Consider the following 23623-nt stretch of genomic DNA (forward strand, 5'->3'; position numbering starts at 1 on the left):
GAGAGCGTCCCCGCGCCGGGGCGCCCGGACCGGCGGCGCGGGCGTGAGCCCGCGCTCCGGTCCGGGCGCCCCGTTACCGGGGAGACCCGAAGGGGCTCCTTGAGTGTCACTGCTCGGCCGCCCAGGCCTCGTTGACCATCGCCACGAAGTCCTCGGGGGTGACCTGGCCGAGGAGCAGGCCCTCGGTGGCGTCGTTGATGACGCCGCCGATGGCCGGCGGGTACGCCTGGTCGAGGTAGAGCTGCGTGCCGGTGGCGCCGGCGAGGGCGTCGACGACCTTCTGGGTGTCCTCGCTCATCTCGGGCGCGACCGACGCGGGGTCGGCGGCGACCGGGGTCAGGTTGCCTTCGGCGACCGCGCGGGAGTAGTTCTCGGGCGCCATGAAGTCGCACAGGAAGTCCAGGGCCGAGTCGGGCGCGTCCGCGGCGACCGCGTAGCCGTTGCCGCCGCCGAGGAACTCGGTGGTGGTGCCCACGCCGCCCTCGACCGAGGGGAAGGGGAAGAACCCGAGGTTCTCGGGGCCTTCGGTGCCGGAGTTGTCGCGCTGGGCCTGCGGGGCCCACTGGCCCATGAGCTCCATCGCGGCGAGGCCCTCGCCCATGATCGCGGCCTGGCCGTCGGCTTCGGCGTAGACCGTGGATTCGAAGCCCTCCTGGAAGGGCTCCATCGCGGCGAGCTCGGCGAGCATTTCACCGGCCTGGACGAACGCCGGGTCGGAGAAGTCGCCGGCGTCGGCCGCGGCTTCGAGGCCGTCGAGGCCCGCGAGGCGCATCGAGAGGTAGGTCCAGTAGAAGTGGCCGGGCCACTTGTCGGCGCCCGCGAGGGCGATCGGCGTGATGTCGGCGGCCTTCAGGGCTTCGACGGCGGCCAGGAACTCGTCCCACGTGGCCGGCGGCTGCTCGATGCCCGCCTGGGCGAAGAGGTCCATGTTGTACCAGAACCCGACGACCCCGGCGTCGAACGGCATGCCGTAGAGCTTGCCGTCGATCGTGTAGGGCTCCAGGGCGATCGGGTTGATCTGGTCGATGCAGTCGAGCTGCCCGGTGAGGTCCTTCACGAGGCCGGCCTCGACCTGCTCGGCGAGGACGCCGCCGCCCCAGGTGTGGAAGATGTCCGGCATGTCGCCGGATTGCGCGGCGGTGCCCATGCGGTCCTTGAACGCCTGGTTCTCGATGGGCTGCACGTCCATCGTGAGGTCGTTCGCGGACTCGAAGTCGTCCGCGAACTCCTGGAAGAGGGACATGAGCGGGTCCTGGTTGCTGATGTGCCACCAGGTCAAGTCGGCGCTGCTCTCGCCGCTGTCGCCGCAGGCGGCGGCGCCCAGCGCGAGCACGGCGGCCGTCCCGGCGGCCACCACCGCCCGCGGACGGAATAGGGGATTTCGCATCGTTGCTCGTCCTCTCGAGGGATGAAGGGGGGTCCGAAACTTTCGGAGCGAGTATCGGAAATTATCGATGCGGTCATACTACCGGTGAGCACATGGAATGTGAAGGGGGTCTCTGTTACCGCTCGCCTCAGCGGCTTGACAGCATCGACGCAGGTCAATGGGGCGGGCCGGAATCACCGGTGGAGACGCGAAAACGGCCGCCCCGGTGAACCGGGACGGCCGTCAAATCCTGGAGCGGGTGACGAGAATCGAACTCGCCTCTCAACCTTGGGAAGGTCGCATTCTACCAATGAACTACACCCGCGAACTCTGGCGAACAGAGCCGATCGAAGTATACAAGGCCGCGGCGGCGGGGCCGGGAGGCCCCGCCGCGCGCCTCGGCTACAGGGTCGCGAGCGCGGCCGTGATGTCGCCGTGGAGCAGCCCCACGTTGGCGTACACGCCCGGGTTGCCCGCCTCGGCGCAGCCGTGGCCCCAGCTGACGATGCCCACGAGCACGCCGTCGGCGACGAGCGGGCCGCCGGAGTCGCCCTGGCAGGAGTCCTCGCCGCCGTTCGCGAGGTCGCCGGCGCAGATCATGCTGCCCGCGTTGAACTCCGCGCCGTAGGCGTCGGCGCATTCGGCGTCGGTGACGTAGGGGACGTCCACGTAGAGCAGGTCCCGCGAGCCCGAGCCGCTCTCAGTGGTGCCCCACCCGGCGACGGTGAGGGTGCCCCAGTCCTTGGTGTCGGCGTCCGCCAGGGGAACGGTGGCGGCGTTGGGGATCGGTGCGGCGAGTTTGACGAGCGACCAGTCGTTGACCATGGTCGAGCCGTCGTAGCCGTCGGCGATCTTGATCTCGGCGACCTCGTACACCTCGGTCTGGGTGATGTCGGTGCCGCCGTGGCGGATCACCATGTCGGCGGGGGCCGTGCCCTCGGTGCAGTGGGCGGCGGTGAGGACGACGTCGGCCGCGATGAGCTGGCCGCCGCAGTAGTTGAAGGAGGGGTCGTTCGCGTCGGCGAGGGCGACGATCCAGGGGAACTGGCCGTCTTCGGCGGGCTGGCCGCCGATGATCTGGGCCTCGAAGTCGCCGTTCGCGGTGCCGTCCTCGGCCCAGGCGCCGCTCGCGCCGAGGGTGAGGGCGATCGCGAGTCCGGCCGTGGCGGCGGCGCCGATCCTGGTGAGGGTTTTGCTGCGGTTCTGCACGCGTAGGTCCTTTCGAGATGGGTGGTCCGAAAGCGGCGGCCGTGGTGCGCCGCCATGTCGTGACCCTACGGGAAAGGCCCTCATATTCATATATTTCCGGCATCACCGGTATTTCAGTGAATATCGCTATCTCTTATGGCATTAAGGACATAGATCGAGCAACGATCCTTTTCGGTGGCCCGTGTGGACGGAGGGCCGGGCGCGCCCGCCCGGCCCCCCGTCGTTCGCTATTCGTTGACGCTCAGCTGGGCGACGGCGATCGCGAGGTCGTCGATGTGCGCGCCGACGCTGGCGTACACCCCCGCGTCGGGCTCGGCGAAGCAGTCGGATCCGAAGCTGACGAGTCCGGCGAGGACGGTCTCGCCGTCGACCTCGGCCATGAGCGGCCCGCCCGAGTCGGCCGGGCAGGCGTTGACCTCGGCACCCGGTTCGAGGACGCCCGCGCACAGCTGCGTCTCGGGGTAGAAGGCCCACTCCTGGGACTCGGCGAGGTCCCCGCACGCGGCGTCGTCGATGTAGGGCACCTCGGCCCAGCGCAGGTCCGGCGAGGTCGGCGTGTGGCCCTGCACGCCCCACCCGGCGACCTGGAACTCGGTCCAGTCGTCGTCGTCCGCGGTAGCGAGCGGCAGGATCTCGGCGTCGGGCACGGGCTCGGCGAGCTTGACAACTGCCCAGTCGTACTCGAGGTCGTGGTCGTATCCGGCGGCGACGATCCAGTCCTCGACGGCGTACGCCTCGGTCTCGGCGTGGGCGACGGCGCCGTGGCGGACCTCGATGTCGGAGGCGGCCACGTCGTCGAGGCAGTGGCCGGCGGTGAGGACGAGGTCGTCTTCGATGAGGGTCCCGCCGCAGTAGTGCTCGGCGCCTTCGACCCAGGTCAGCGAGACCATCCACGGGAACTGGCCCTCGGCGGCCACGTCGCCGCCGACGATCTTCGTCTCCATGTCGCCTTCGGGCTCGGGCGCTTCGGCGAAGGCGCCGGTGGCGTTGAGGGCGAGGGCGGCGGCGCCGAGCCCGGCGGCCGCGAGCGCGCCGATGCGGGTCATGCGTCTCCGGTGCATGTCGGTCCTTTCTGGAGGGTTTTGGAGAACGGCGACGGCCGGGCGGGCTGCGTGTCGCGCGCGGCCCGCCCGGCCGTCGATGAGTGAACTCAGGTGGCCGCCTGCCATGCGGCCTCAAACGGTCGGAGGGTTAGCCCTCCCAGCCCGCCAGGACCTCTTCGATGGCGTCGTTGAAGTCCGCGACCTCGCCGTACACGCCCGGGTTGCCCGCCTCGGCGCAGCCGTAGCCCCAGCTGACGATGCCGACCAGGACCTGCTCTTCGCCGGCCGGGGTCATGATCGGGCCGCCCGAGTCGCCCTGGCACGAGTCGACGCCGCCGTTCTCCAGGTCGCCCGCGCACAGCATGGTCTGCGCGTCGACCTCGTCCGGGTAGGCGGCCTCGCAGTCCTCGTCGCTGACGAACGGCACCTCGACCCACTGCGCGGTGGTCGGGAAGCCCTCGCCGGTGTCGCCCCAGCCGGCGGTCTCGAGGAGGTCGTACTCCTCGGGCTCGGTGGCGAGCGCGATCGGCTCGACGTCGAGCGGCTCGGCGAGCTTGAGCAGCGCCCAGTCGTTCGACATCGCTACGGGCGCGTTGTAGTCCTCGGCGACGTGAAGGTCCGCGACCGCGGTCTCGACGACGTCCTCGGACTCGAGGTCGATCGCGCCGGAGAAGACCACGAGGTCCTCCGCGACCGACTCCTCGACGCAGTGGGCCGCGGTGAGCACGACGTCCTCGGCGATCACCGAGCCGCCGCAGAACTGCCGCTCGTACGGGGTGCCCTCGCCGGGGGAGCCGAGGCCCACCAGCCACGGGTACTGGCCGTCGGTGACGTCGCCGCCGCCGATGATCATGGTTTCGAAGTCGCCCTTGGCGTCCGCGGGCTCTTCCGCGTTGGCGGCGATGCCCGCCCACGCGATGGCGGCGGCGCCGAGTCCTGCGGCTACGCCGGCGCCGAGACGGATCGCTTGCTTCCTCGTTCTGTCCACTGTGAATCCTTTCGGGGTGGATGTGAGGGTTGGGCCGTTTGGCCGTCCTAGCCCGAAAGACGCAGTGAGAGAGTTTCGCGGTTGCTCGCGGCTAAAGAATGTTTTTTCGGTGAATAGCGGCAAACGTCTACCCGTGCAACGCGAACGGCCGGGCAGGCGAACGCCTGCCCGACCGGAAGCCGCTGCGTACTACACCTTCGCGGAGCCGAGCTCCTTGCCCAGGTGGATCGAGCCGTCGGTGCACGCGTAGAACCCGAACGGCGTCACGGGCCCGTAGCCGAGGACCCCGTACATGGCGACGGCCTCGGGCTGGCGCGGGCCGGTCTCGAGGATCACGCGCTTGCGGCCCGCCTCGGCCGCGGACGCTTCGACGGCGGCCACGAGGAGCTTCGCGAGGCCCTGCCGCCGGGCGTGCTCGCGCACGTAGACGCGCTTCATCTCGGCGTCCTCGCCGTGCGAGCGCCAGCCGCCGCAGCCGGCCGGCTCCCCGGCCTCGTCGTACGCGACGATGAAGTCGCCGTTCGGCGGGTGGAAGTCGTCCTCGCCGAGCTGCGTCTCGTCGCCGCCGCCGTAGCGGCGGACGTACTCCTGCTGGATCTCGGCGCAGAGCAGCTGCGCCACAGGGCTGTCGAACCGGGTCCTCGAAAGCGTGTACTGCACGCGTCCAACTCTGGCATGGGCGGGCCGGGCCGTGCCAGCGCTCTCGGTCACGCGGAAACACACCGCAAAGCGGTCGTAAACCGGCTGATCGGACGAGGTGCGAACTGCCCGTTCGGCGTCCGCGGCCGACCGAACGCACAGACTTGTCGCGCACCCTTCCAGCGGCGTCCTCCACGGCCGGTATCGGGTTCCCGACCATTACGATCTTCACATCGGCGATTGGTTGAATCGGGTCCGGCGTCCCGGGCACTCCGTCGCCCCGAACGCACGCGGGCGCGCGCATCCCTCCGGCTCCGGCCGGGCGCGTCCGGGCCCCGTGTCGCGAGCTTCTGCGAACACGCGGGCGTCCGGCCGCGATCCTGTAGGAAGGAGGCATTCACCCATATGCGCGCAATGCTGCGACGGAAGCCCCCGATGGCCCGCGCTGACCGCTGGAACGGCTGGTCGGCGCCTTCGGTGCGGACGGCGTTCACGGCCGCGTTCGCGGTCGTGGTGGTCCTGGTCGGGCTGCGGCTGACCGTGCGCGACGATTCGCACGCGGTCTCGTGGCTGGCGCTGCCTCCGCTGGCGGCCTCGGCGTTCCTGCCGTGGCGGTGGGTGGCCGGGGTCGGGCTGGCGAGCATGGGCGCGGCGTTCGCGTATCTGTGGATCCTGTACGACTTCGCGATGCACGGGGTGGCCTCGCACGGGGTGGACTTCCTGGTCGTGGCCGTGGCGGTGGTGATCTCGGCGGCGGTGGCGATCGTGCGCGAGCGCGACGACGAGCGGATGAAGCGGCTGACGCAGCTGGCCTCGGTGGTGCAGCAGGCGATCCTGCGCCCGATCGGGGAGCGCTTGGGGCCGTTCGACATCGCGGCGCGGTACGTCTCGGCGCGGTCGGGCGCGGAGATCGGCGGCGACCTGTACGAGGCGCTGAACACCGAGTTCGGGGTGCGGATCATCATCGGGGACGTGCGGGGGAAGGGCCTGGACGCGGTGCGGCTCTCGTCGACGGTGCTGGGGTCGTACCGGCATGTGGCGTTCGAGCGGTCGGACCAGCGCTACATGATCAACGACCTGGACCACGCGGTGGCGCGGAACGCGGGCGACGAGGATTTCGTGACGGCGATTCTGATGCAGGAGCGCGGCGGGACGCTGGAGATCATGAACTGCGGGCATCCGCCGCCGATGCTGGTGCGCGACGGGGTGGCGACCTACCTGGAGCCGGAGTCGATGGCGCCGCCTTTGGGGCTCGGCCCTTCGGTGCGCGAGCTGACGGTGCGGCTGCAGCCGGGGGACCGGATCTTCCTGTACACGGACGGCCTGGCGGAGGCGCGCAAGGACGGCGAGTTCTTCCCGATCCGCGAGCGGGCCTGGAGCCTCATCGGGCACGGCAACGTGGGCGACGGCCTGGCGTCGCTGGAGTCGGCGCTGCGCCGCTGGGTGGGCGGCCCGCTGACGGACGACATCGCGCTGCTCCTGCTGGACTACCGGCCGGAGACCGGCTGAGCCCCGGCGTTCGGCGGCTAGACGAGTTTGGCGAGGCGGCAGCGGCGCAGGCGCCGCAGCCGCGAGATCCGCTGGCGGCGCTTGGTGAACCGGACGGGGAGCTGGCGGCGGAACTTCACTGCGCGGCCTTCTCGGCGGGCATGGCGGCGGGCAGCTCGAGCTTGAAGACGCGGTGCAGGACGGGCCTGGCGCGGCGGTGGCGGCCGATGTAGGCGGGACGGGCGCGTGCCGCGATGCGGTCGGCGACGGCTCGGATCATGGGTGTGCTCCAGGTGGGTTCGCACAAGCGGTCGGTCACCCGGTTCAACGAGGCACGGGTGCGCAGGTTACGGCGGCGCGCCGGCGGGATCGGCACGGTCACCCGATCGAAGGAGCGGCGGGTGGCCGGTCCGTCGGAAATCGGACTCGGTTTTCCTGCCGGGAGTACTTTCGCGCCGCGTTTCGGCGCGGCATACTTGAGCTAGCTACTGACGGGTAATATGATGAGGGTTACCACCGAGTAATGGAGGACCCGCAATGACGCACTTCCGCCACAACCTTCGAGACCTGGAGTTCAATCTCTTCGAGGTCTTCGGAGCGGACAAGATTCTCGACGACCCGGCCTTCGCGGACCTGGACGAGGCGACCGCCCGCGAGATCCTGGCCGAGCTGGCACGCCTGTCCCAGGACGAGCTGGCATCCGGCTGGGTGGAGGGCGACCGCAACCCGCCGGTGTTCGACGCCGCAAGCCACTCGGTGACACTCCCCGAGTCGTTCAAGAAGGCCTACAAGGCGTTCATCGACGCCGAGTACTGGCGCCTGGACCTCCCCGAGGTCCTCGGCGGCACCGTCGCGCCGCGCATGCTCTGGTGGTCCCTGGCCGAACTCGTGCTCGGCGCCAACCCGGCGCTGTGGATGTACGCCGCGGGCTCCTCCTTCGCGCACACCGCCCACATCGAGGGCACTCCCGAGCAGCAGGAGTGGGCGAAGCTCTTCGTCGAGAAGGGCTGGGGCGCGACCATGGTCCTCACCGAGCCCGACGCGGGCTCCGACGTCGGCGCGGGCACCACCAAGGCCTACAAGCAGCCCGACGGCTCCTGGCACATCGAGGGCGTCAAGCGGTTCATCACCTCGGGCGACCAGGACATGACCGAGAACATCATCCACTACGTGCTCGCCCGCCCCGTGGGCGAGGAGGGCGTAGGCGGGCCGGGCACCAAGGGCCTCAGCCTGTTCATCGTGCCCAAGTTCCTGTTCGACCCGGCCACGGGCGAACTCGGCGACCGCAACGGCGTCAACGTCACCAACATCGAGCACAAGATGGGCCTCAAGGTCTCGGCCACCGCCGAGCTCACCTTCGGCGAGAAGGCCCCCGCGAAGGGCTGGCTCCTCGGCGAGAAGCACGAGGGCATCCGCCAGATGTTCCTCATCATCGAGTACGCGCGGATGATGGTGGGCACCAAGGCCATCGCCACGCTCTCCACCGGCTACCTCAACGCGCTCGACTACGCCAAGAGCCGCATCCAGGGGCCGGACCTGCTCAAGTCCGCGGACAAGACCTCGCCCCGCGTGCCGATCATCAAGCACCCGGACGTGCGCCGCTCCCTGCTCTTGCAGAAGAGCTATGCCGAGGGCCTGCGCGCGCTCGTCGCCTACACCGCGTCCTGGCAGGACAAGTCCCGCCTGGCCGAGCTCGCGGGTGACGAGGACGGGGCCGAGACCGCGAAGAAGGTCAACGACCTGCTCCTCCCGCTCGTCAAGGGCTGCGGTTCGGAGCGGGCCTACGAGCTGCTGAGCTCGGAGTCCCTGCAGACCTTCGGCGGCTCCGGCTACCTGCAGGACTATCCGCTCGAGCAGTACGTGCGCGACGCCAAGATCGACACGCTGTACGAGGGCACCACCGCGATCCAGAGCCTCGACTTCCTGTTCCGCAAGATCCTCAAGGACAACGGCGAGTCGCTCATGGTCGTCGCCGGCGAGATCATGGAGTCCACCCAGGACGGCCACCCGGCGCTCGAGGAGGTGCGCGGCAAGGTGCTGCGCGCGCTTGGCGACGTCCAGGGCATCCTCGAGGCGCTCCAGCCCGCGCTCATGGCCGCCATGGGCGACGAGCCCCGCGAGCTCTACAAGGCCGGGCTCCACTCCCGCCGCCTGCTGCTCGCCGTCGGCGACCTCATGGTCGGCTGGCTCCTGCTCCGCCAGGCCGAGGTCGCCCAGGCCAAACTGGACGAAGGCGCCGACGACGACTTCTACCGCGGCAAGGTCGCGGCCGCGACCTTCTTCTCCAAGGAGGTCCTCCCGCGCCTCACCGCCGACCGCAAGATCGTCGAAGCCGCGGACCTGACCGCCATGGACCTCCCCGACGAGGCCTTCTAGGCCATCTGGCCGGGCACGACGAGACGCGCGCCCCCGCCGTACCGGCGGGGGCGCGCGCCGTTCCGGGCCGGCTCTCGTACCGTCCGGACGCTACGACGCCCCCGCCGCCGGGTCGAAGGCGCCGAAGTCGAAGTACACGGCGGCCTGGTCGTCGCCGCTGGTCATCTCGGCGAGGGCCTGGTCCAGGCCGTACAGGGTGCCGCGCAGGTACTGCAGGTTCCGCCACATCGCCGCATGGAACTCCAGGTACTGGCCGAGCGCGTTCTCCGCCGCGCCGGGGGCGGTCCCGAACGCGGGCGCCTTGCTGAGGGTCCCGGTCGCCAGGACCGGCAGCACCTCGTTCTCCAACTCCTCGATCAGCTCCACCAGGAACTGCCGGTACTCGCCGATCGACTCGGGGTCGAACACCCGATCCGCCATGGCCTTGCCCTCCGTCGCAGGTCTAGTTGTAGGGGTCCTCGTTGGGCTTCACATAGCCCCAGACGTTCCCGGTCTCGCGCCGCGCCAGGCTCTGCGGCTCTTCCTTCTCCTCGGGTTTCTTCTTGTCCGCATCCGAACGCTCCGAAGCCCTCCCGCCCCGGTTCGGCGCCCCGGCCTGGTTCGCCTGGAACAGGCCCCCGCCGCCGCCGCGCGCCGGGCTCGAAGCCGCGGTCGTCGCGGGCGTCGTCACCGCCGGGCCGAACAACCCCTGCGGCGCACCGCCACCGGTAGTCGGCACCATCGCCCCGCCCGGCGGCCGCCCGCCGGAGCCGAACGAGCCCCCGCCGGACCCGCCGCCGACACCGCCTCCGCCGCCGCTCGCCAGACCGCCCGAGACCTCCTCGTCGTCACCGGCCTCCTCGGCCTCCCACGGGTCGTCCTCGGCCTTGACCGTCCCGTCCCCGCCCGGGGGGACCGGGCTCGGATCCTGGGTCGTCTGCGGCGCGACCGGCGCGGCGGGCCGCTCCGCCTCCGGCACTGCCAAGTCCATATAGGATGCGCTGGCGCTGCTGGGATACGGCCGGTCCGCGCCGGTCGTCCGCACCGCCGCGAGCTCGGCGCTCTGCCCGTCGCGCTTCTCCGCGATCGACTCGTCGATCGCCGCCTGCCGCTCCACGTACGCCGCGATCTCGGCCGCCACCCGCTCGGCGAAGACCTCCTTCGCCTCCTCGCCCACGAGCGCCCGCACCTCCGACACGAGCGTCCCGAGCCCCGAAAGCTGCTGCCCCACACGCTCTTCGATGAAGTCCCGCACCTCGGTCGCCAGCCCCGCGTCGGCTCCCGCCAGCTCCAGTGCCTTCTCGGCCTCCTCGCACGTCATCGTGATGCAGTCCCCGTGCCACCACGCCGGCCGCACATGCAGCGCCACCAGGCTCGACCACTCCCCCTCCGTGCCCACCAGCGGTGCGGGATAAGGGATCTCGCCCGAGTCCCCGCCCTGCAGGGTGTAGATCGCCGCCTCACGGCTGGCGAGTTCGCCCACGGTCGCCTCGATGTCGTCGAGGGCGCCCTCCACCAGCGTCCGCGCCTCACCCGCCTGCACCGCGAACGCGTCGAAGTCCTCCCCTGCCCAGCCCTCCGCCAGCAGCGCCAGCTTCGACTTGAACCGCTCCGGCCACGTCCCCAGCCGTGACCCCACCTCCTCGGTCCAACCGGACCGCAAGCGCTGCAACGAGAACGCGTCGGCATCCTCGGGCCGCACCGCCGTCACCGCCGCCCGGAAGTCCTCCTCGGTCGGGTACGCCATCCCTTCGCAGCGCGGCTTGAACCGGTCCCGCTGCCCCTCCACCGGCACCGCCGAGGCCAGCTGCACCCACGCCTCCTCGGCCGGGTGCGCCACCGGATGCGGGCACGCCGCCGCCGAGCACCCGGCCCGGTCCCCCGAGGTCAGCGCCGACGTGTCGCCGAACGCGATCGTGAACTCGAACGACGGCAGCTCCAGCGCACCGGTGTCAGCGGTCCAGTCCCCGCTTCCGGCGAAAAGCCCATCGGTCATCGGCGGCGCACCTCCTCACGTGGCGGCCCGCGCTCCGGGCCTCGATTGCGTCTGCGCCCCATGGAAAGCGCCGCCGTCACGAATCCGTCATGGGTTGATCAAGCGCGCGCCGGGACCGACCCGTGACGGGCCGCGCGACAGTACTTCCGACGCCGCCGGGCGTCCGCCCGCGAGGGCGTCGACACCTCGAGAAGGAGGAGCCCATGACCGTGCACATGGACGTTGACGATGTGCGAACGGGCGGGACCGGCCTGCGCGGCCTGGCCCCCAACAGCCAGGCCGCGTCGAGGCGGGTGGAGCGCCCGGCGGCGACCGCGGCCGAGCAGAACACCGGCTTCGCCACCGGCGAGGCGGGCCGCCGCTGGCAGGCCGCCCTCGCGGCCGTCGCCACCGGCGTCGAGCGCCGCCTCGCCTGGCAGGGCGACCAGGTCGTCGGGAGCGCCGACGACCTCGACGCGGCCGACCGGGAGATGAGCTCCCGGTTCGGCGGCATCCAGAGCCAGCTCCCCACCACGCCGAAGCCTTAGGAGGACCCATGCCCAGCTACCAGGACGCGCTCTCGGCCCACCCCTCGGAGTTCCTCACGTACGCCTCCGAGATGACCGCCGCCGCAACGGATCTCGCGACCCAGCAGACCGACTACGGCGCCAAGGTCGCCGAAATCAACAGCCACTGGCGCGACAGGGCGAACGACGCCTTCAACGGCGAGGTCGGCAACGTCAACGCCCACCTCACGCAGGTCATCGGCGAGGTCACCGCCACGGCCGGCAGCCTGGCCGGGACGGCCGGGCAGATGCTCCTCGAATGCACCGGTCTCAAAGCCGCCGACGCCGCGCTCAAAGCCGTCGGCTTCGACATCCAGCCCGCCCCGCTGGTGACCCTCGGCCCGGCGCAGCGCACCGCGATCGCCATGGCGGGCCCGTTCGGCCCGATCCTCGAAGCCGCGCTGCAGGCGCAGGCGGCCGCGGGCACGATGGGCCTCCAGACCCTCACCTCCCTCATCAACGCCGCCGACGCGACGGCCGGAGCCGCCCTCAGCCAGGCCGCGGACCTCCTCAAGCCCTTGGACGACAAGTCGACCGGCGGCAAGGACATGGAGCAGCTCAAGGCCGCCGACGACCACTCGTCCAGCGGCACTGCGGGAGCGAACGAAGAGGAGGCCTCCGAAGAGGAGGAAGAGAAGCAGGAAGAAGAAGAGGAAAAGCAGGAAGAACAGGCTGAGGAAGCACAGCAGGACCGGCAGCAGGAGCAGACCCAGCCGCAGGGCGAGCAGCCCGCCATGCCGGAGCACCCCTCCGGCATGGAGGACATGGCGCAGTCCGAGGTGCCCGAGATGGACAACCCTTGGGACGCTTCTGAACTCGAAGACCCTGACGACCTCGCCGGCGGCCTCGCCTCGGGCGGCGGCCTCGGAGGCGGCGGCATGGGCGGCGGCGCCGGAGGCCTGGGCTCGGGCCTGCCCGGAGGCGGCGCCCCGACAGGCGGCGGCATGGGCACCGGCACGATGCTCGGCGCCCCGGTCGGCACCCCCGCGGCGGCGGCCACGGGCGCCAAGCCCGCCGGCGGCGGCATGATGGGCGCCGGCGGCGGCCGCGGCGCCGGAGGCAACCAGGACAACGAGGTCGAGCGCGAATCCTTCCTCACCGAAGATCCCGAAGACGACGTCTGGGGCATCGCCAAGGACGAGGAGACCTACTCCTAGACTGCGCTCCGCGTGCGTCAACCGTAGTTGACGACTCGATGATCGTCAACTACGGTTGACGCATGGCAGACGACAAGCACACGGCGCTCGCGGAGGACGAACCCGACCCGCTGCGAGGCCTGCAGGCCGTGCGGCACATGCGCACCGAGGCCGAGCGGCTCGAATCGGTCATGGTCCGCCGCGCCCGCAACAACGGCGCGAGCTGGGCCCAGATCGCCACGGTCCTGGGGGTCTCCAAGCAGGCGGTCCACAAGAAGCACGGCGGCAAGGGTCGCTGATCGACGGTGAAGGCCGCACCCGTCCTCGGGTGCGGCCTTCACCGCAAGGTCAATCCACGCTGGGGCAGCTGAGGCCGGCGGCCGGGACCTCGCGGTCGATGAAGTAGGCGTCGACCGCCTCGTCCACGCACGTGGACTTCAGACCGTAGACGGTGTGCCCCCAGCCCTCGTACGTCACGAGCGCCGCGCCGGTCTGCTCGGCGACGCTCTCCGACCACGGGTACACGGTCGCGTAGTCGTGGACGGTCCCGACGAGCACGATCGGCGGCGCGCCTTCGATGTCAAGCGGCGCTTGCGGGTTGGTCGCCTCGATGCCGGAGCCCGAGCACATGAGCGGCAAGCCCGCGTAGGGGCTCCACTCGGTGACGGGGTGCTCCTCGGCGAGGCGGTCCATCATCGCGTCCCACTCGTCGAACTCTTCGATGCGGAAGTCCCAGTCCTGGCAGAACATGGCCATCTCCGGGAACTGCCGTACGGCAGCCGCCTCGGTCACGGCCTTGTGCGACTCGGTGGAGACCGAGGTCCCCTCCCGCATCGCCTGCAGCCCTGCGGCGAGCTGCGTCCACGCCCTCGGCTGGTTGGCGGCGAACGCGAAGCGCGTGAGCCCGAAGAAGTCGAGCGGCGCACCGCTCTGCGGGTCGGTCAGCTCCCCGGCCCGCGCCCGCTCCTGCAGGTCCTTGTAGACCGCGATGGTGCCCGCGCCGTGCAGGGCGCAGTCCTCAGTGGCGTCGCACCACTGCGCGAACTCGGTGAAGTTCCGTTCGAACCCGGCGGTGTCGGCACTGATGAACTCCCACATCGTCTCCTGGCTGTGGTCCTGGTTCCCGTCGAGGACCATCGTGCGGACGTGCTGCGGGTACGCCTCGGCGTACTGCTGGCCCATCAGGGTGCCGTAGGAGAACCCGAGGTAGTTGAGGTCGCCTTCGCCGATCGCGCGCCGGATGCGCTCGATGTCCTCGACGACGTGCAGGTTGTCGGCGTGGTCGAAGAGCGGCCCGGTGAGCTCGCGGCAGGACTCGGCGGTCGCCTCGCTGAGCGCCAGGTGCTCCTCGAAGCCCGCCTCGGTCGTGGGTACGGGGTGGGTCTCGAACGCCGCGACGAGCTCGGCGCTGCAGTCGATGGGCGTACTGCCCCCGACGCCGCGCGGGTCGAACCCGATGAGGTCGAACCGCTCGGCGGCGTCCTCCGCGAGCGCGTACTCGCCGTTGATCACATCCTGCACCCCGGACCCGCCGGGCCCGCCCGGGTCCATGAGGATCGACCCGATCCGCTCCTCCGGGTTCGTGGCGGGGCGCCGCGCCAGCGCGATCTCGATCTTCTCCCCGCGCGGGCGTTCGTAGTCGAGCGGCACTTCGACGGTGGCGCAGTCGAACTCGGGCGCGCCCTCGCACGGCCGCCAATCGATGGACCCCCGACCGCCCCCGCCCCCGGCGAACGCCGCGGCGGGAACGAGCGCGAGAACGCAAACCGCCGCGGTACCCGCGGCAATGAGAAATCTGTTGATACTTCGCATACCACGGAAGCTATGCCGGATCGCTCCCGAAAACACTCCCGCCAGCACCCCCAAACCCGGTGGGGCACACGGTAAAACCCGAGGCAGAGCGGCTAGTGCGCAGGGGTGCCGAATCGGTCTGCCAGGAGGGGGCCGGCGACCCGGAGGCTTTCGGTGCGCGTCAGGTGGATGCGGGCTTCGTCGGCGATGGGGCCGCCCGCGGCGATCGAGGCGCCGGTGGCGGTGAGGTCGGCGAAGGTGGTGGCGGGGCCGAAGAGCGCGCCGGTTCGGAGGGGCATCCACACGAGGGCCGCGATGTCCGGGTCTTCGGGGGCGAAGGCGGTCGGTTCCTCGATGAACTCGGCGAGGAACATGCAGAAGTAGGTGTAGGGGCCGGACGGGAGGTCCGGGCGGTAGGGCGTGGTCGGGTCGGGGTTCGGGACGCGGTGCACGATGAACGGCGCGGGGGCGTCGTCGGTGCGGGATTCGCGCAGCTCGTCGGTTTCGATGTCGTGCAGGAAGGTCCGGTCAGCGGGCACGAGCCGGACCGGCATCCCGAGCTCTTCGCGGGCCTCCCGGAGCGCGCACTCCCACGGGTCCTCGCCGGGCTCCTGGCCGCCGCCGACCCCGCCGACGTACCAGTCGGTGCCGGTGGCGTCCACGGCGTCGACTCCGTCGGCGGCGAACGTGGTGAGCACCTTGCCGTCGCGCATCAGAAGGACGCCCGCGCAGAACGGCCGCCCGGCCGTCAACCGCCGGAACTGGACCGCACCGGAGTCGGCCGCCCACAGTCGCGTCTCGCTCGATTCGGTGTCCATCGCGTTGCCTCCCTTAGTGAACCCCGACAGTACGCGACCAGGAGAGAATCCGCTCCGCGCTTGGAGTCAGTCGCCGCCGATGCGTTCGAGCCAGGGGTGGTCGCCGTAGGCGGTGGTGATCGCCTCGTGGAGCCATTGGCGCTGTTCGGTATCGAGCAGGGGGAGGACCTTCTCGAAGTCCTGCTCGTCCTTCGGGCGGCGGCCTTTGGCCTTGTAGAGGAGTTGGATCTCGGGCCGCAGGTAGGGGATGCCGTCGGCGTTCACGCGGCCGATGTCCGTGATGGGCCGCCGGATGCGCGGATGGTGGCGGGAGACCCATTCGGGGCCTTCGGATTCGTCGAGCATGAACTGGAACCGCCAGGGGGAGTCCGCGGCCGGGCGGCACCAGATGTCGTGGACTGCGGCGGGGAGCACTTCGCCGGGTGCCCAGGGGCGCAAGGTGCCCGGGGGATCGGCGGCCCACAGCTCCCAGTCGGGGAGCGCCCGCTGGGCTTCCAGGTGGTCGCGGTGCAGCATCAGGATGTCGACGTCGCCGTGTTCGCGGAAGGGCGTGCCGACCGCGTACTCGATCGCGTAGCCGCCGGCGACCCACCACGGCGCGTCGACGCCTGCGAGCAGGTCCCGGACTGCTTCGGGGAGGGCGGGGTCCCACGGGCCCAGATCTGCTGTCATGGGCCCATCCTCGCGTGCGGGAGCCATGGGGCGCGAGCGGTTTACGGAGGGCCGCATGGCTCCCGGGTTCGTGCCAACCACGACACACCTATTGATTTTCGATAGGAACCGATCGATAATCGATATATGAACAAGCTCTTCACCATCGCTCTCCGCGCAGCCCTCGCCGCGACCTTCCTGTTCAGCCTCTTCGGTCAGATCCTCGTCATCCCGAACTCAGTCGTAGACGAGCTGCGGCGATACCTTCCCCCGCAGTTGGTCGTGGCATACGCGACGCTCGGCATCCTCGGCGTCGTCTGCATCCAGGTCGCGATGGGCGCGGTCTGGAAACTCCTGGCCATGGTCGAACAGGACGCGATCTTCACGCCGAACGCCTTCCGCTGGATCGACGCCATCATCGGCGCCTCGGTCGCGGCCGCGCTGCTGTCGTTCGCCGTCGCCGTGCACCTGATGTTCATCAACATGGACGAGATGGCCTTCCTCGGCGCGTGGCTCCTGGCCGTCGCCTGCGGCGTGGCGGGCGCGTGCCTGGCCATGCTCATGACGATCATGCGCGGCCTCCTCCGCAAGGCCACCGACCTCGAATCCGAGATGGCCGAGGTCGTCTGATGCCGATCATCGTCGACCTCGACGTGCTGCTGGCCGAACGCGGCATGTCGGTAGGCGAGTTCGCGGCGGCCGTGGGCATCACCCCCGCCAACGTCGCGGTCCTCAAGAACGGCAGGGCCAAAGCGGTCCGCTTCACCACCCTCGAGGCGATCTGCCGCGTCCTCGAATGCCAGCCCGGGGACGTCCTCCGCTGGGTCCCCGACGGGAAGTCCTGACCCGCGGGGATCATGGACGCCATGACCCCCATCGAACTGTGCTGCCTCCTCCGGGCCCGGCCCGGCGCCGAGCAGGCCATGACCGCCTACGAGGACAAGGTGACCGCGCTCGTCCCCGAACACGGGGGCGAGCTGCTGTCGCGCGTGGTCGGCGACGGCGCGGACGGCAGCCCGCACGAAGTCCACGTCTACCGCTTCCCCGACCAGGCCGCGATCGACGCGTACATGGCCGACCCCCGCCGCCTCGCCCTCGCCGCCGAACGCGACCGCACCGTCGCGAGCACGGTCCTCTTCCCCGTCCGCGTCGCCTGACACCACAAGGCCCGGCGCAAGCGCGCCGGGCCACCCTTGCGGCTCAATAGGACTCGATGTAGTAGCACTCCTGGTAGGCGGTGCCAGAATCGAGGCCCCAGACCCCGTAGTACGGCGTCACGTAAGGGTCCGTGGCCTTGACGACCATCTCGTACTCGCCCGCGGGCAGCGACACGGTCTCCCACACCGCCCAGCCGTCGGTGCACTGGCCCGTGCAGTCGCTGCACCCGCCGATCGTGAAACTCCCGGTCTCGGGCCCGTCGTAGAGGATCTCGAGCGTGTAACCGGACGCGTTCCCGATCTTGAGCTCCATGCCTCCGCCGGTCGAACCGGCCGGATCGGGGTCGGCGAGGTTGTCGCCGCCGCCGCTCGCCTCGTCGATCTCGCTGCGGATCTCGTCGATGCGGGCCTGCTCGGCCGCCTCCTCCGCCTCGCGCTCGCGCTCGGCCTCCTCCTCGGCTTCGCGCTGGCGCGCCTCTTCGGCCTCCCGCTCCTCCTGGGCGGCGATGTCGTCGAGGATTGCTTGCGCCGCAGCGATGTTCGGGTCGTCGGGGAAGTCGGCGATCAACTCGTTGAGCAGGGTTTTGGCCCGGACGCGGTCGCCGCCGGCGAACGCGTCCTCGCCGCAGTCCAACAGTAGGCCCGGGAGGCGCGCGGTCGCGTCCTCCACGGCGGCCGCGGTGAGCTCCGTGGCGGCGTCGTCCATGGCCGCGATGGCCCAGCCGCTGCGCTGGAAGTAGCCGAGGAAGTCGATCGGCTCGCATTTGCCGGTCGCCTCAGCGGCCGTCACGCCGTCGTCGTAGAGGGCCTGCACCGCCGCCGGGGCCGCCGCGCCCGCACCCGTGTCGCCGAAGTCGGCGGCGAGGGTCGCGTAGATGCCGATCGCTGCGGTGAGGTCGGTGACGACGGTCCTGTATCCGTCCTCGGTCAGCGCGACCGCCTCGGCGAGGTGGATCTCGGACAGTTCCGCGCGGGCGGCGGCCTTCCCGGGCGGATCGGGGAAGGCGAGATAGGCCTCGTAAGCCTCCACCGTTAGGTCGTAGTCGCCCTCGGCGGCCGCCGCGCGCGCCGCGGTCAGCGCCTCGCACTGCTTCCGCCCCTCCGCGGCCAGCGGGAGCACGCCGCTGAACGACAGCTGGAACCCCAGGTCGAGACGTTCGTAATGGCCCTCCGCCGCGACGCAGTCGCCGGTCTCGTGCGCGGCCTGCGCCGCTTCGAACGCGCCGTTCGCGGCGCCGCGCATGGCCAGCACGCCCGTGACGAGCGCGGCGAGCAGGACCGCGGCGACCGCGGTCGCCGTCCAAGGACGGCGATCGGAGACGGGAGGAGCGGGCGGCGCGTCGGCGCGCTCGACCAAGTCGTCGTCGAGCGAGTCCTTGTTGATCCGGCTGAGGAGCGGTAGTTCGAGGTCCGTGGCGGGACCGGGGGCGGGAGCGTCGCCGATCCTCCAAGCGCGCCATGCCATCCAAGACAGCCACAGCACCGCGACGGCGAGCCCGAACCCGGGATTGCCCGCGGCCGCACCCGCGCCGAAGATCCAAACGAGGAGCGCGGTGCCGACGAGGTACCCTGCCGCGGCCTTGTAGCGCCGCAGGTAGAAGAAGCCGAGGCTGAGCCCGGAGAGGTTGAGCAGCGCGGCGTTCCAGCGCCGTCCCGGCCCGCGCCCGAAGCGCCCGCCGGTCACCGGCCGGCCTCGAGGATCTCGCCGAGACGCGCGATCGCCTTCGCCTGGGCCGCTTGGATGGTCGCCGTGGCCTGGACGGAAAGGTCCTCGCACTCGGTGTCGAGGGTCGCGTTCGGCACCAGGAACTTGAACTCCGTCAACCGCCCCTCCACATTGACCTCGGCGGAGCACAGGTCGTCATCGGTCGTGTGCTCGAACCGCTCGTGCGAGCTGCGGGCGATGCGGTCGCGCAGCTCGTCGCCGCCCCGGTCGGGGACGCGCGCGCCCACGAGGTCGGCGTGGGCGCGTTCGAGGACCAGCACGTACTCCGAGCGGGCCGCCTCCGCGGCCGTCCAGGCCGCCTGGATCGCGTCGGCCACCGCCGGGTTGCTCAACCGGTCGATGGTCGGGCTCAACGCCAGGGACTGCAGCCGCCCCAGATAGTCGAGGCGCAGCCACGCCACCCGGTCCGCGTCGGTGCCGTCGAAGCCGCGCCGCGCCAACTCCTCGGTGAGGCCCTCGGCCCGCTCGGCCAGGTCCACCGCCCGCTCGTACCGCTCCCGTTCGGGGGCCGCATCGAGGGCGCGGTCGACGCCGTCGCGCACCGCCCCGGCGGGGAGCCGGGCGGCGGCGTGGCGGCCGGCGGCCAGGCGGTCCTCGTAGTCCTCGGGGATCTCGATCCGGTTCATGGGGCTTGCCTCCTCAAGTGCTGTGGAGGGCATCGTCGCCGCCGCGCTCACGGATCGGTCACCGATCGGTCATGCCCGGCCGCGGCGTTGAGGAATGCGCGGCTTATGGCGTTGTGGGACACTGGGGCCAACCCTGTCCCGGTCCGGATCGAAGGCGGAAACATGCCCCACCTCGACGTGCGTCTGCTTGGGCCCCTTGAGCTCCGAGTCGACGCCGCGCCGGTCGCGATCCCGCGCGGGAACACCGCGACAGTGCTCGCGATCCTCCTGGACGAGGCGAACGGCGTGGTCCCGCTCGAGAGCATCGTGCGCGCCGTCTACGGCCTCGACATCCCCCAGGACCCCGAGACGCAGGTGCAGAACACCGTCGGCGTCCTGCGCCGCAAGCTCGGCGCCGCCCGCGACCGGGTCGAGACCGTCGGCCGCGCCTACCGCTTCCGCGTCGCCGCCGACGAGCTCGACACCTTGCGCTGCAGAGCGAACGAGGACCGCGCCCGCGCCCTGCGCGCCGAAGGCCGCCTCGAGGAGGCCGTCGCCGCCCTGCGCGACGCGCTCGGCGAATGGCGCGGCCCCGCCCTCGCCGACCTCTCCGGCGCCACCGTCGACGGCATCCGCCGCCGCTACGACGAGCACCGCCTCGCCCTCCTCGAACGCCGCATCGACCTCGACCTCGAACTCGGCCGCGCCGCCGAGGTCGTCGACGAGCTGCGCCAGATCGTCGCCGTCCACGGCACCCGCCAGCGCTTCACCGCCCTGCTCATGCGCGCCCTCCACGGCGGCGGCCGCACCGCCGAGGCCCTCGAAGCGTATGCGGCCCTGCGGGAGCGCCTCGCCGACGAGCTCGGCGCGGACCCCGACCAGGCCCTGCGCGACCTCCACACCGCGATCCTGCGCGACGGCCCGCCCCAGGCCGGTCCGGGCGCGCCGCCGCTCGTCGCGGAAGCGCCGTTCCCGCGCCGCGTCCCGGCTATGCTCCCGCGCGCGAACACGCGCTTCACCGGCCGCACCGGGCAGCTGCGGCTGCTGGACGGGCATCTGGCCGCGGCCGAGGGCGCGGCCGGGCTCGCCGTCATCACCGGTATGGGCGGGGTGGGGAAGACGGCGCTCGCGGTGTCGTGGGCGCACCGGATCGCGCACCGCTTCCCCGACGGCCAGCTGTACTTCAACCTGCGCGGGTTCGACCCGCTCGCCCAAGGCGCGGACGCGGCCGCGGTGCTCGGCGAGGCGCTCGTGGCGCTCGGCGTGGAGGCGCATCAGGTCCCGGCGGGGCTCGACGAGCGGATCGGCCTGTACCGCACGGTGCTCGCCGGGCGGAGCGTCCTCGTCGTCCTCGACAACGCCCGTGACGCGGCGCAGGTGCGCCCGCTCCTGCCGGTCGCCCCGGGTTCGTTCACGCTGGTCACGAGCCGCGACCGCCTCGCGGGCCTCGATGCGACCGAGGGCGCTGACACGGTCCCGCTCGAGCTGCTCTCGGACGCGGACGCGTGGGCGCTCTTGGTGCGGCGCATCGGCATGGACCGGGCGATGGACGAGGAGCGGGCGGTGCTGCGGATCGTCGCCTCGTGCGGGCGGCTGCCGCTGGCGCTGACGCTCATCGGGGCGTGGGCGGCGGCGCATCCGCAGTTCTCGCTGGCGTCGCTCGCGGACCGGCTCGACACGACGACGAACGTGTTCCGGGTGCTGGCCTCCTCCGATCCCGCATCGGATCCGCGATCGGTGTTCGCCTGCTCCTACCAGGCCCTGGGTTCGCGCGCGGCGCGCGCGTTCCGGCTCTTCGGGCTGCACCCGGGCGCGGAGGTCACGGTCGCTGGGATGGCGAGCCTCATGGGCCTGCCGGCCGCCGACGCGGAGGCGGCGCTGCACGAGCTCGCGGACGTGCACCTGGTCGACCAGCCGAGCGAGGGCCGGTACACCATGCACGACCTGCTGCGCTCTTATGCGGCCGAACGCATCACCGAAGAGGTCGAGGCAGCCGAGCGGGACGCGGCCGAGACCCGCCTGGTCGACTACTTCATCCATTCGGCCCGCGCCGCCGACACGCTCATCGGCCTCCGCGGCGACGGCGTCGACCTGGGCGAGCCCGGTCCGGGCGTGCTGCGCGAGCCGATCGCCGACCCGCGCGCGGCCGCGGCCTGGTTCACGACCGAAGGCGAGGTCCTGCTGGGGCTGCTGCGCCGCCCGGAGCTGCCGGGCGGGGACGTGAACCGGTGGCGGCTGGGCTGGTGCATGGCCGGGTACCTGACGGACCGCAGCGTCGGCAAGGAGCTGTTCGAGACCCAGTCGGCGGCGTTCGCGGCCGCGCAGCGCACCGGCGACGGGTTCGGCCAGGTCGTCTCGCTCGGCTACCTGTCGGCGGCCGCGATGTTCCTCGGCGACGAGACGGCGGCCGACATGCACCTCAAGCGCGCCATGGCGATGGCGGACGATCTCGAGCAGCCGTGGGCGAAGGGCTTCGTGTGCTTCGCGCACTGCATCCTGACCGCCCGCAGCGGCGACGACGCGGGCGCGGTGGCGTTCGCCCGCCAGGCCGGCGCGCACTTCCGGGCGTCAGGCGACAGCTTCTGGGAGTACCGGGCCGAGTGGGTCGCCGGCTGGCACAGCCTCCTGCTGGGCGACCTCGACGAGGGCCGGGCGGTCTTCGAGAAGCTGCTGGCCGTCAGCGAAGCGCTCGAAATCGTGCCCGCCGTCGCGAACTCGCAGCTCGGGCTCGGTCTCTTGGCGCACAAGGAAGGCCGCCTGGAGGAGGCCCTGGAGCGGTACGCGCTCGCGGCGTCGCTGCTCGCCGATTTCGGCCTGCCGTTGAGCGTCTCGCTCGTGAGCGAACTGGTCGGGGACGTGCTCGAGACCCGCGGGGACCTCGCGGCCGCGGCCGCGGAGTGGCGCAAGGCCGAGCGCGCCTGCGTCGAGTTCGGGGTCCGCTGGGAGCTCGAGCGCATCCGCGGGAAGCTCGCCGCCTCGAGCCGGTAGCCAAAAGGGCCGCGCCCGAAGGCGCGGCCCGAAATGCCTGCGAGTCAGGCGGTCTCGGCGCCGAAGTCGGTCGCGAGGAGCGCTTCGATCGCCGGGTCGTACAGGGCCGCACCGGTTTCGGAGACGCTGGCGATGCCGATGAACCCGTTGACGCCGTCCACGTCGACGACGAGGATCGCGGTGTCCTCGTACAGGTCGGTGGTGTCGGGCGAGGAGGTCCAGGAGTTGCGCCATTCGGCGAGGACGCCGGGGCGGCCGTCGACCTCGACGGGCGTGTACGTGATCTCGCTCTTCTGGTAGCCCTCGACGGTGGAGAATCCGTCGCCGAGCCAGACGTCGGAGGCGCTGAGGGCGCTGGCGTTGAGGTCGGCGGGGTCGTAGACGGCGGCGGCGCCGGAGTAGAGGCCGACGCCGAAGAAGGAGATCCAGCTCTCGGTGTGCTGGATCTGGTAGATCTCGGCGTCGGTGAGGGGCTCGGAGGCGACGCCGGGGCCGGCCGCGTACTGCCATTCCTCGCCCGGGATGGGCGTGACCGATTCGAGGGAGGGCACGGTGAGGTGGGTTCCGGAGGGCACGGGTGGCGCCTCGGGGTCCTGGCCGCCGTCGTCCTCGCCGGTCTCGCCTTCGCCGCCGCCGGGCGTGTCTTCGACGGTGGCGTCGTCGGCGTTGAGCCGGCCTTCGTCGTCGCCGTTGCCGAGGAAGTAGTAGCCGCCGAACGCGCCGACGGCCATCAAGAGGACCACGCCGATGACGAGGATCGCGGTGCCCGCGCTGCTCTTGGTGGTGGCCTGGACGGGCGGCGGCCCGTACTGGCCGTACTGCGCCTGGTAGGCGGCGTTCGGGTCGTACTGCGGGTACGGCTGGCTCCCGGGCTGGCCGGGGTACGGCGGCTGGCCGGGGAACTGGGTGGTCGCGTAGGTCTCGGGTCCGGCCTGGCCGGGGGCGTAGCCTCCCGCGGGCTGCTGCGCGCCGGGTTGGGAAGGCCCGTACTGGCCGGCGGGGTCTTGCGGGGGGTACGTCATGGTTCGATCGTATCCGGCAGCCGCTTCGGCTGTCCCCCTCCGTTCGGTCGCCTTCCGGCCTGGAGACGCTAAACCGGGACGGGTGCCGCGCCCGCCCCGG

23 protein-coding genes and 1 tRNA gene are annotated in these 23623 nt (G+C 71.4%); 9 read left to right on the forward strand and 15 right to left on the reverse strand.

All coding sequences use genetic code 11. The features are described 5' to 3' along the window. Positions 1–106 precede the first annotated feature (106 nt). The 6 genes from J5V16_RS15495 to J5V16_RS15520 form a co-directional block, all read right to left on the reverse strand. Positions 107–1387, reverse strand: a complete 1281-nt coding sequence (locus tag J5V16_RS15495) for an extracellular solute-binding protein (protein WP_208497329.1) — start codon at positions 1385–1387, stop codon at positions 107–109. Positions 1388–1617: 230 nt separating this feature from the next. After that, positions 1618–1691 (reverse strand) — tRNA-Gly (locus tag J5V16_RS15500). A gap of 77 nt (positions 1692–1768) precedes the next feature. Then, entirely contained in the window at positions 1769–2575 is an 807-nt protein-coding gene (locus tag J5V16_RS15505; RefSeq protein WP_208497330.1) for a serine protease, read from the reverse strand. A 227-nt stretch (positions 2576–2802) separates the two neighbouring features. After that, positions 2803–3636: a S1 family peptidase gene (locus J5V16_RS15510; protein WP_208497332.1), complete on the reverse strand. Its 834-nt coding sequence runs from the start codon at positions 3634–3636 to the stop codon at positions 2803–2805. 130 nt (positions 3637–3766) lie between these two features. Next, complete coding sequence (locus J5V16_RS15515) at positions 3767–4606, reverse strand: serine protease (protein ID WP_208497334.1); 840 nt, start codon at positions 4604–4606, stop codon at positions 3767–3769. Positions 4607–4795: 189 nt separating this feature from the next. Continuing rightward, on the reverse strand, positions 4796–5266 hold the full coding sequence (locus J5V16_RS15520) for a GNAT family N-acetyltransferase (RefSeq protein WP_208497336.1): 471 nt from the start codon (positions 5264–5266) through the stop codon (positions 4796–4798). Positions 5267–5680: 414 nt separating this feature from the next. Here J5V16_RS15520 and J5V16_RS15525 point away from each other — a divergent pair, with 414 nt between their 5' ends. Continuing rightward, positions 5681–6754, forward strand: a complete 1074-nt coding sequence (locus J5V16_RS15525; protein ID WP_208497338.1) for a PP2C family protein-serine/threonine phosphatase — start codon at positions 5681–5683, stop codon at positions 6752–6754. Between the two features lie 115 nt (positions 6755–6869). Here the strand turns inward: J5V16_RS15525 and J5V16_RS15530 are convergent, their stop codons facing one another. After that, entirely contained in the window at positions 6870–7013 is a 144-nt protein-coding gene (locus J5V16_RS15530) for a hypothetical protein (RefSeq protein WP_208497340.1), read from the reverse strand. 257 nt (positions 7014–7270) lie between these two features. Here J5V16_RS15530 and J5V16_RS15535 point away from each other — a divergent pair, with 257 nt between their 5' ends. Next, positions 7271–9109, forward strand: a complete 1839-nt coding sequence (locus tag J5V16_RS15535) for an acyl-CoA dehydrogenase (RefSeq protein ID WP_208497345.1) — start codon at positions 7271–7273, stop codon at positions 9107–9109. A gap of 90 nt (positions 9110–9199) precedes the next feature. Here J5V16_RS15535 and J5V16_RS15540 read toward each other — a convergent pair whose 3' ends face one another. Beyond that, positions 9200–9529 carry a hypothetical protein gene (locus J5V16_RS15540; protein WP_208497347.1) on the reverse strand — a complete coding sequence of 110 codons (330 nt, stop codon included), beginning with the start codon at positions 9527–9529 and terminating at the stop codon, positions 9200–9202. Between the two features lie 22 nt (positions 9530–9551). Beyond that, the gene (locus J5V16_RS15545; protein WP_208497349.1) at positions 9552–11084 is read right to left on the reverse strand and encodes a hypothetical protein; all 1533 of its coding nucleotides are present in this window, start codon (positions 11082–11084) and stop codon (positions 9552–9554) included. A 203-nt stretch (positions 11085–11287) separates the two neighbouring features. On the opposite strand from J5V16_RS15545, the gene J5V16_RS15550 reads away from it, so the two are divergent. From J5V16_RS15550 to J5V16_RS15560, 3 genes are all read left to right on the forward strand, one after another. Continuing rightward, entirely contained in the window at positions 11288–11611 is a 324-nt protein-coding gene (locus J5V16_RS15550; RefSeq protein ID WP_208497350.1) for a hypothetical protein, read from the forward strand. 8 nt (positions 11612–11619) lie between these two features. Further along, entirely contained in the window at positions 11620–12786 is a 1167-nt protein-coding gene (locus J5V16_RS15555; protein WP_208497351.1) for a hypothetical protein, read from the forward strand. A gap of 62 nt (positions 12787–12848) precedes the next feature. Continuing rightward, positions 12849–13064 (forward strand): helix-turn-helix domain-containing protein, encoded by a 216-nt coding sequence (locus tag J5V16_RS15560; protein ID WP_208497352.1) that lies wholly within the window; start codon positions 12849–12851, stop codon positions 13062–13064. A gap of 49 nt (positions 13065–13113) precedes the next feature. Here the strand turns inward: J5V16_RS15560 and J5V16_RS15565 are convergent, their stop codons facing one another. The 3 genes from J5V16_RS15565 to J5V16_RS15575 all read right to left on the reverse strand — a co-directional run bounded on the left by J5V16_RS15565 (position 13114) and on the right by J5V16_RS15575 (position 16046). After that, the gene (locus tag J5V16_RS15565; RefSeq protein WP_307792984.1) at positions 13114–14415 is read right to left on the reverse strand and encodes an alpha/beta hydrolase; all 1302 of its coding nucleotides are present in this window, start codon (positions 14413–14415) and stop codon (positions 13114–13116) included. Positions 14416–14669: 254 nt separating this feature from the next. After that, positions 14670–15374, reverse strand: a complete 705-nt coding sequence (locus tag J5V16_RS15570; protein WP_208497354.1) for an NUDIX domain-containing protein — start codon at positions 15372–15374, stop codon at positions 14670–14672. Between the two features lie 66 nt (positions 15375–15440). Next, the gene (locus J5V16_RS15575; protein WP_208497355.1) at positions 15441–16046 is read right to left on the reverse strand and encodes a nucleotidyltransferase domain-containing protein; all 606 of its coding nucleotides are present in this window, start codon (positions 16044–16046) and stop codon (positions 15441–15443) included. Positions 16047–16172: 126 nt separating this feature from the next. Between J5V16_RS15575 and J5V16_RS15580 the strand changes: the two genes are divergently transcribed. Genes J5V16_RS15580 through J5V16_RS15590 form a run of 3 tightly spaced genes read left to right on the forward strand, consistent with a single transcriptional unit; the run spans position 16173 to position 17182 of the window. Then, positions 16173–16655 carry a DUF2975 domain-containing protein gene (locus J5V16_RS15580; protein WP_208497356.1) on the forward strand — a complete coding sequence of 161 codons (483 nt, stop codon included), beginning with the start codon at positions 16173–16175 and terminating at the stop codon, positions 16653–16655. Then, complete coding sequence (locus tag J5V16_RS15585; RefSeq protein WP_208497357.1) at positions 16655–16870, forward strand: helix-turn-helix domain-containing protein; 216 nt, start codon at positions 16655–16657, stop codon at positions 16868–16870. The genes J5V16_RS15580 and J5V16_RS15585 overlap by 1 nt, the downstream gene beginning before the upstream one ends. A gap of 21 nt (positions 16871–16891) precedes the next feature. Further along, complete coding sequence (locus J5V16_RS15590) at positions 16892–17182, forward strand: DUF1330 domain-containing protein (RefSeq protein ID WP_208497358.1); 291 nt, start codon at positions 16892–16894, stop codon at positions 17180–17182. 43 nt (positions 17183–17225) lie between these two features. Here J5V16_RS15590 and J5V16_RS15595 read toward each other — a convergent pair whose 3' ends face one another. Together J5V16_RS15595 and J5V16_RS15600 are read right to left on the reverse strand one after the other, a co-directional pair. Further along, entirely contained in the window at positions 17226–18866 is a 1641-nt protein-coding gene (locus J5V16_RS15595; RefSeq protein ID WP_208497359.1) for a hypothetical protein, read from the reverse strand. Continuing rightward, entirely contained in the window at positions 18863–19534 is a 672-nt protein-coding gene (locus J5V16_RS15600) for a hypothetical protein (RefSeq protein WP_208497360.1), read from the reverse strand. Before J5V16_RS15600 ends, J5V16_RS15595 begins: the two co-directional genes overlap by 4 nt. 162 nt (positions 19535–19696) lie before the next feature. On the opposite strand from J5V16_RS15600, the gene J5V16_RS15605 reads away from it, so the two are divergent. Continuing rightward, on the forward strand, positions 19697–22501 hold the full coding sequence (locus J5V16_RS15605) for an AfsR/SARP family transcriptional regulator (protein WP_208497361.1): 2805 nt from the start codon (positions 19697–19699) through the stop codon (positions 22499–22501). A 44-nt stretch (positions 22502–22545) separates the two neighbouring features. On the opposite strand, the gene J5V16_RS15610 is transcribed toward J5V16_RS15605, so the two are convergent. Then, positions 22546–23523: a hypothetical protein gene (locus J5V16_RS15610; RefSeq protein ID WP_208497362.1), complete on the reverse strand. Its 978-nt coding sequence runs from the start codon at positions 23521–23523 to the stop codon at positions 22546–22548. Between the last annotated feature and the right edge of the window lie 100 nt (positions 23524–23623).

The sequence above is a fragment of the Glycomyces niveus genome, from assembly GCF_017592475.1.
GTDB classification, from domain to species: domain Bacteria; phylum Actinomycetota; class Actinomycetes; order Mycobacteriales; family Micromonosporaceae; genus Glycomyces; species Glycomyces niveus.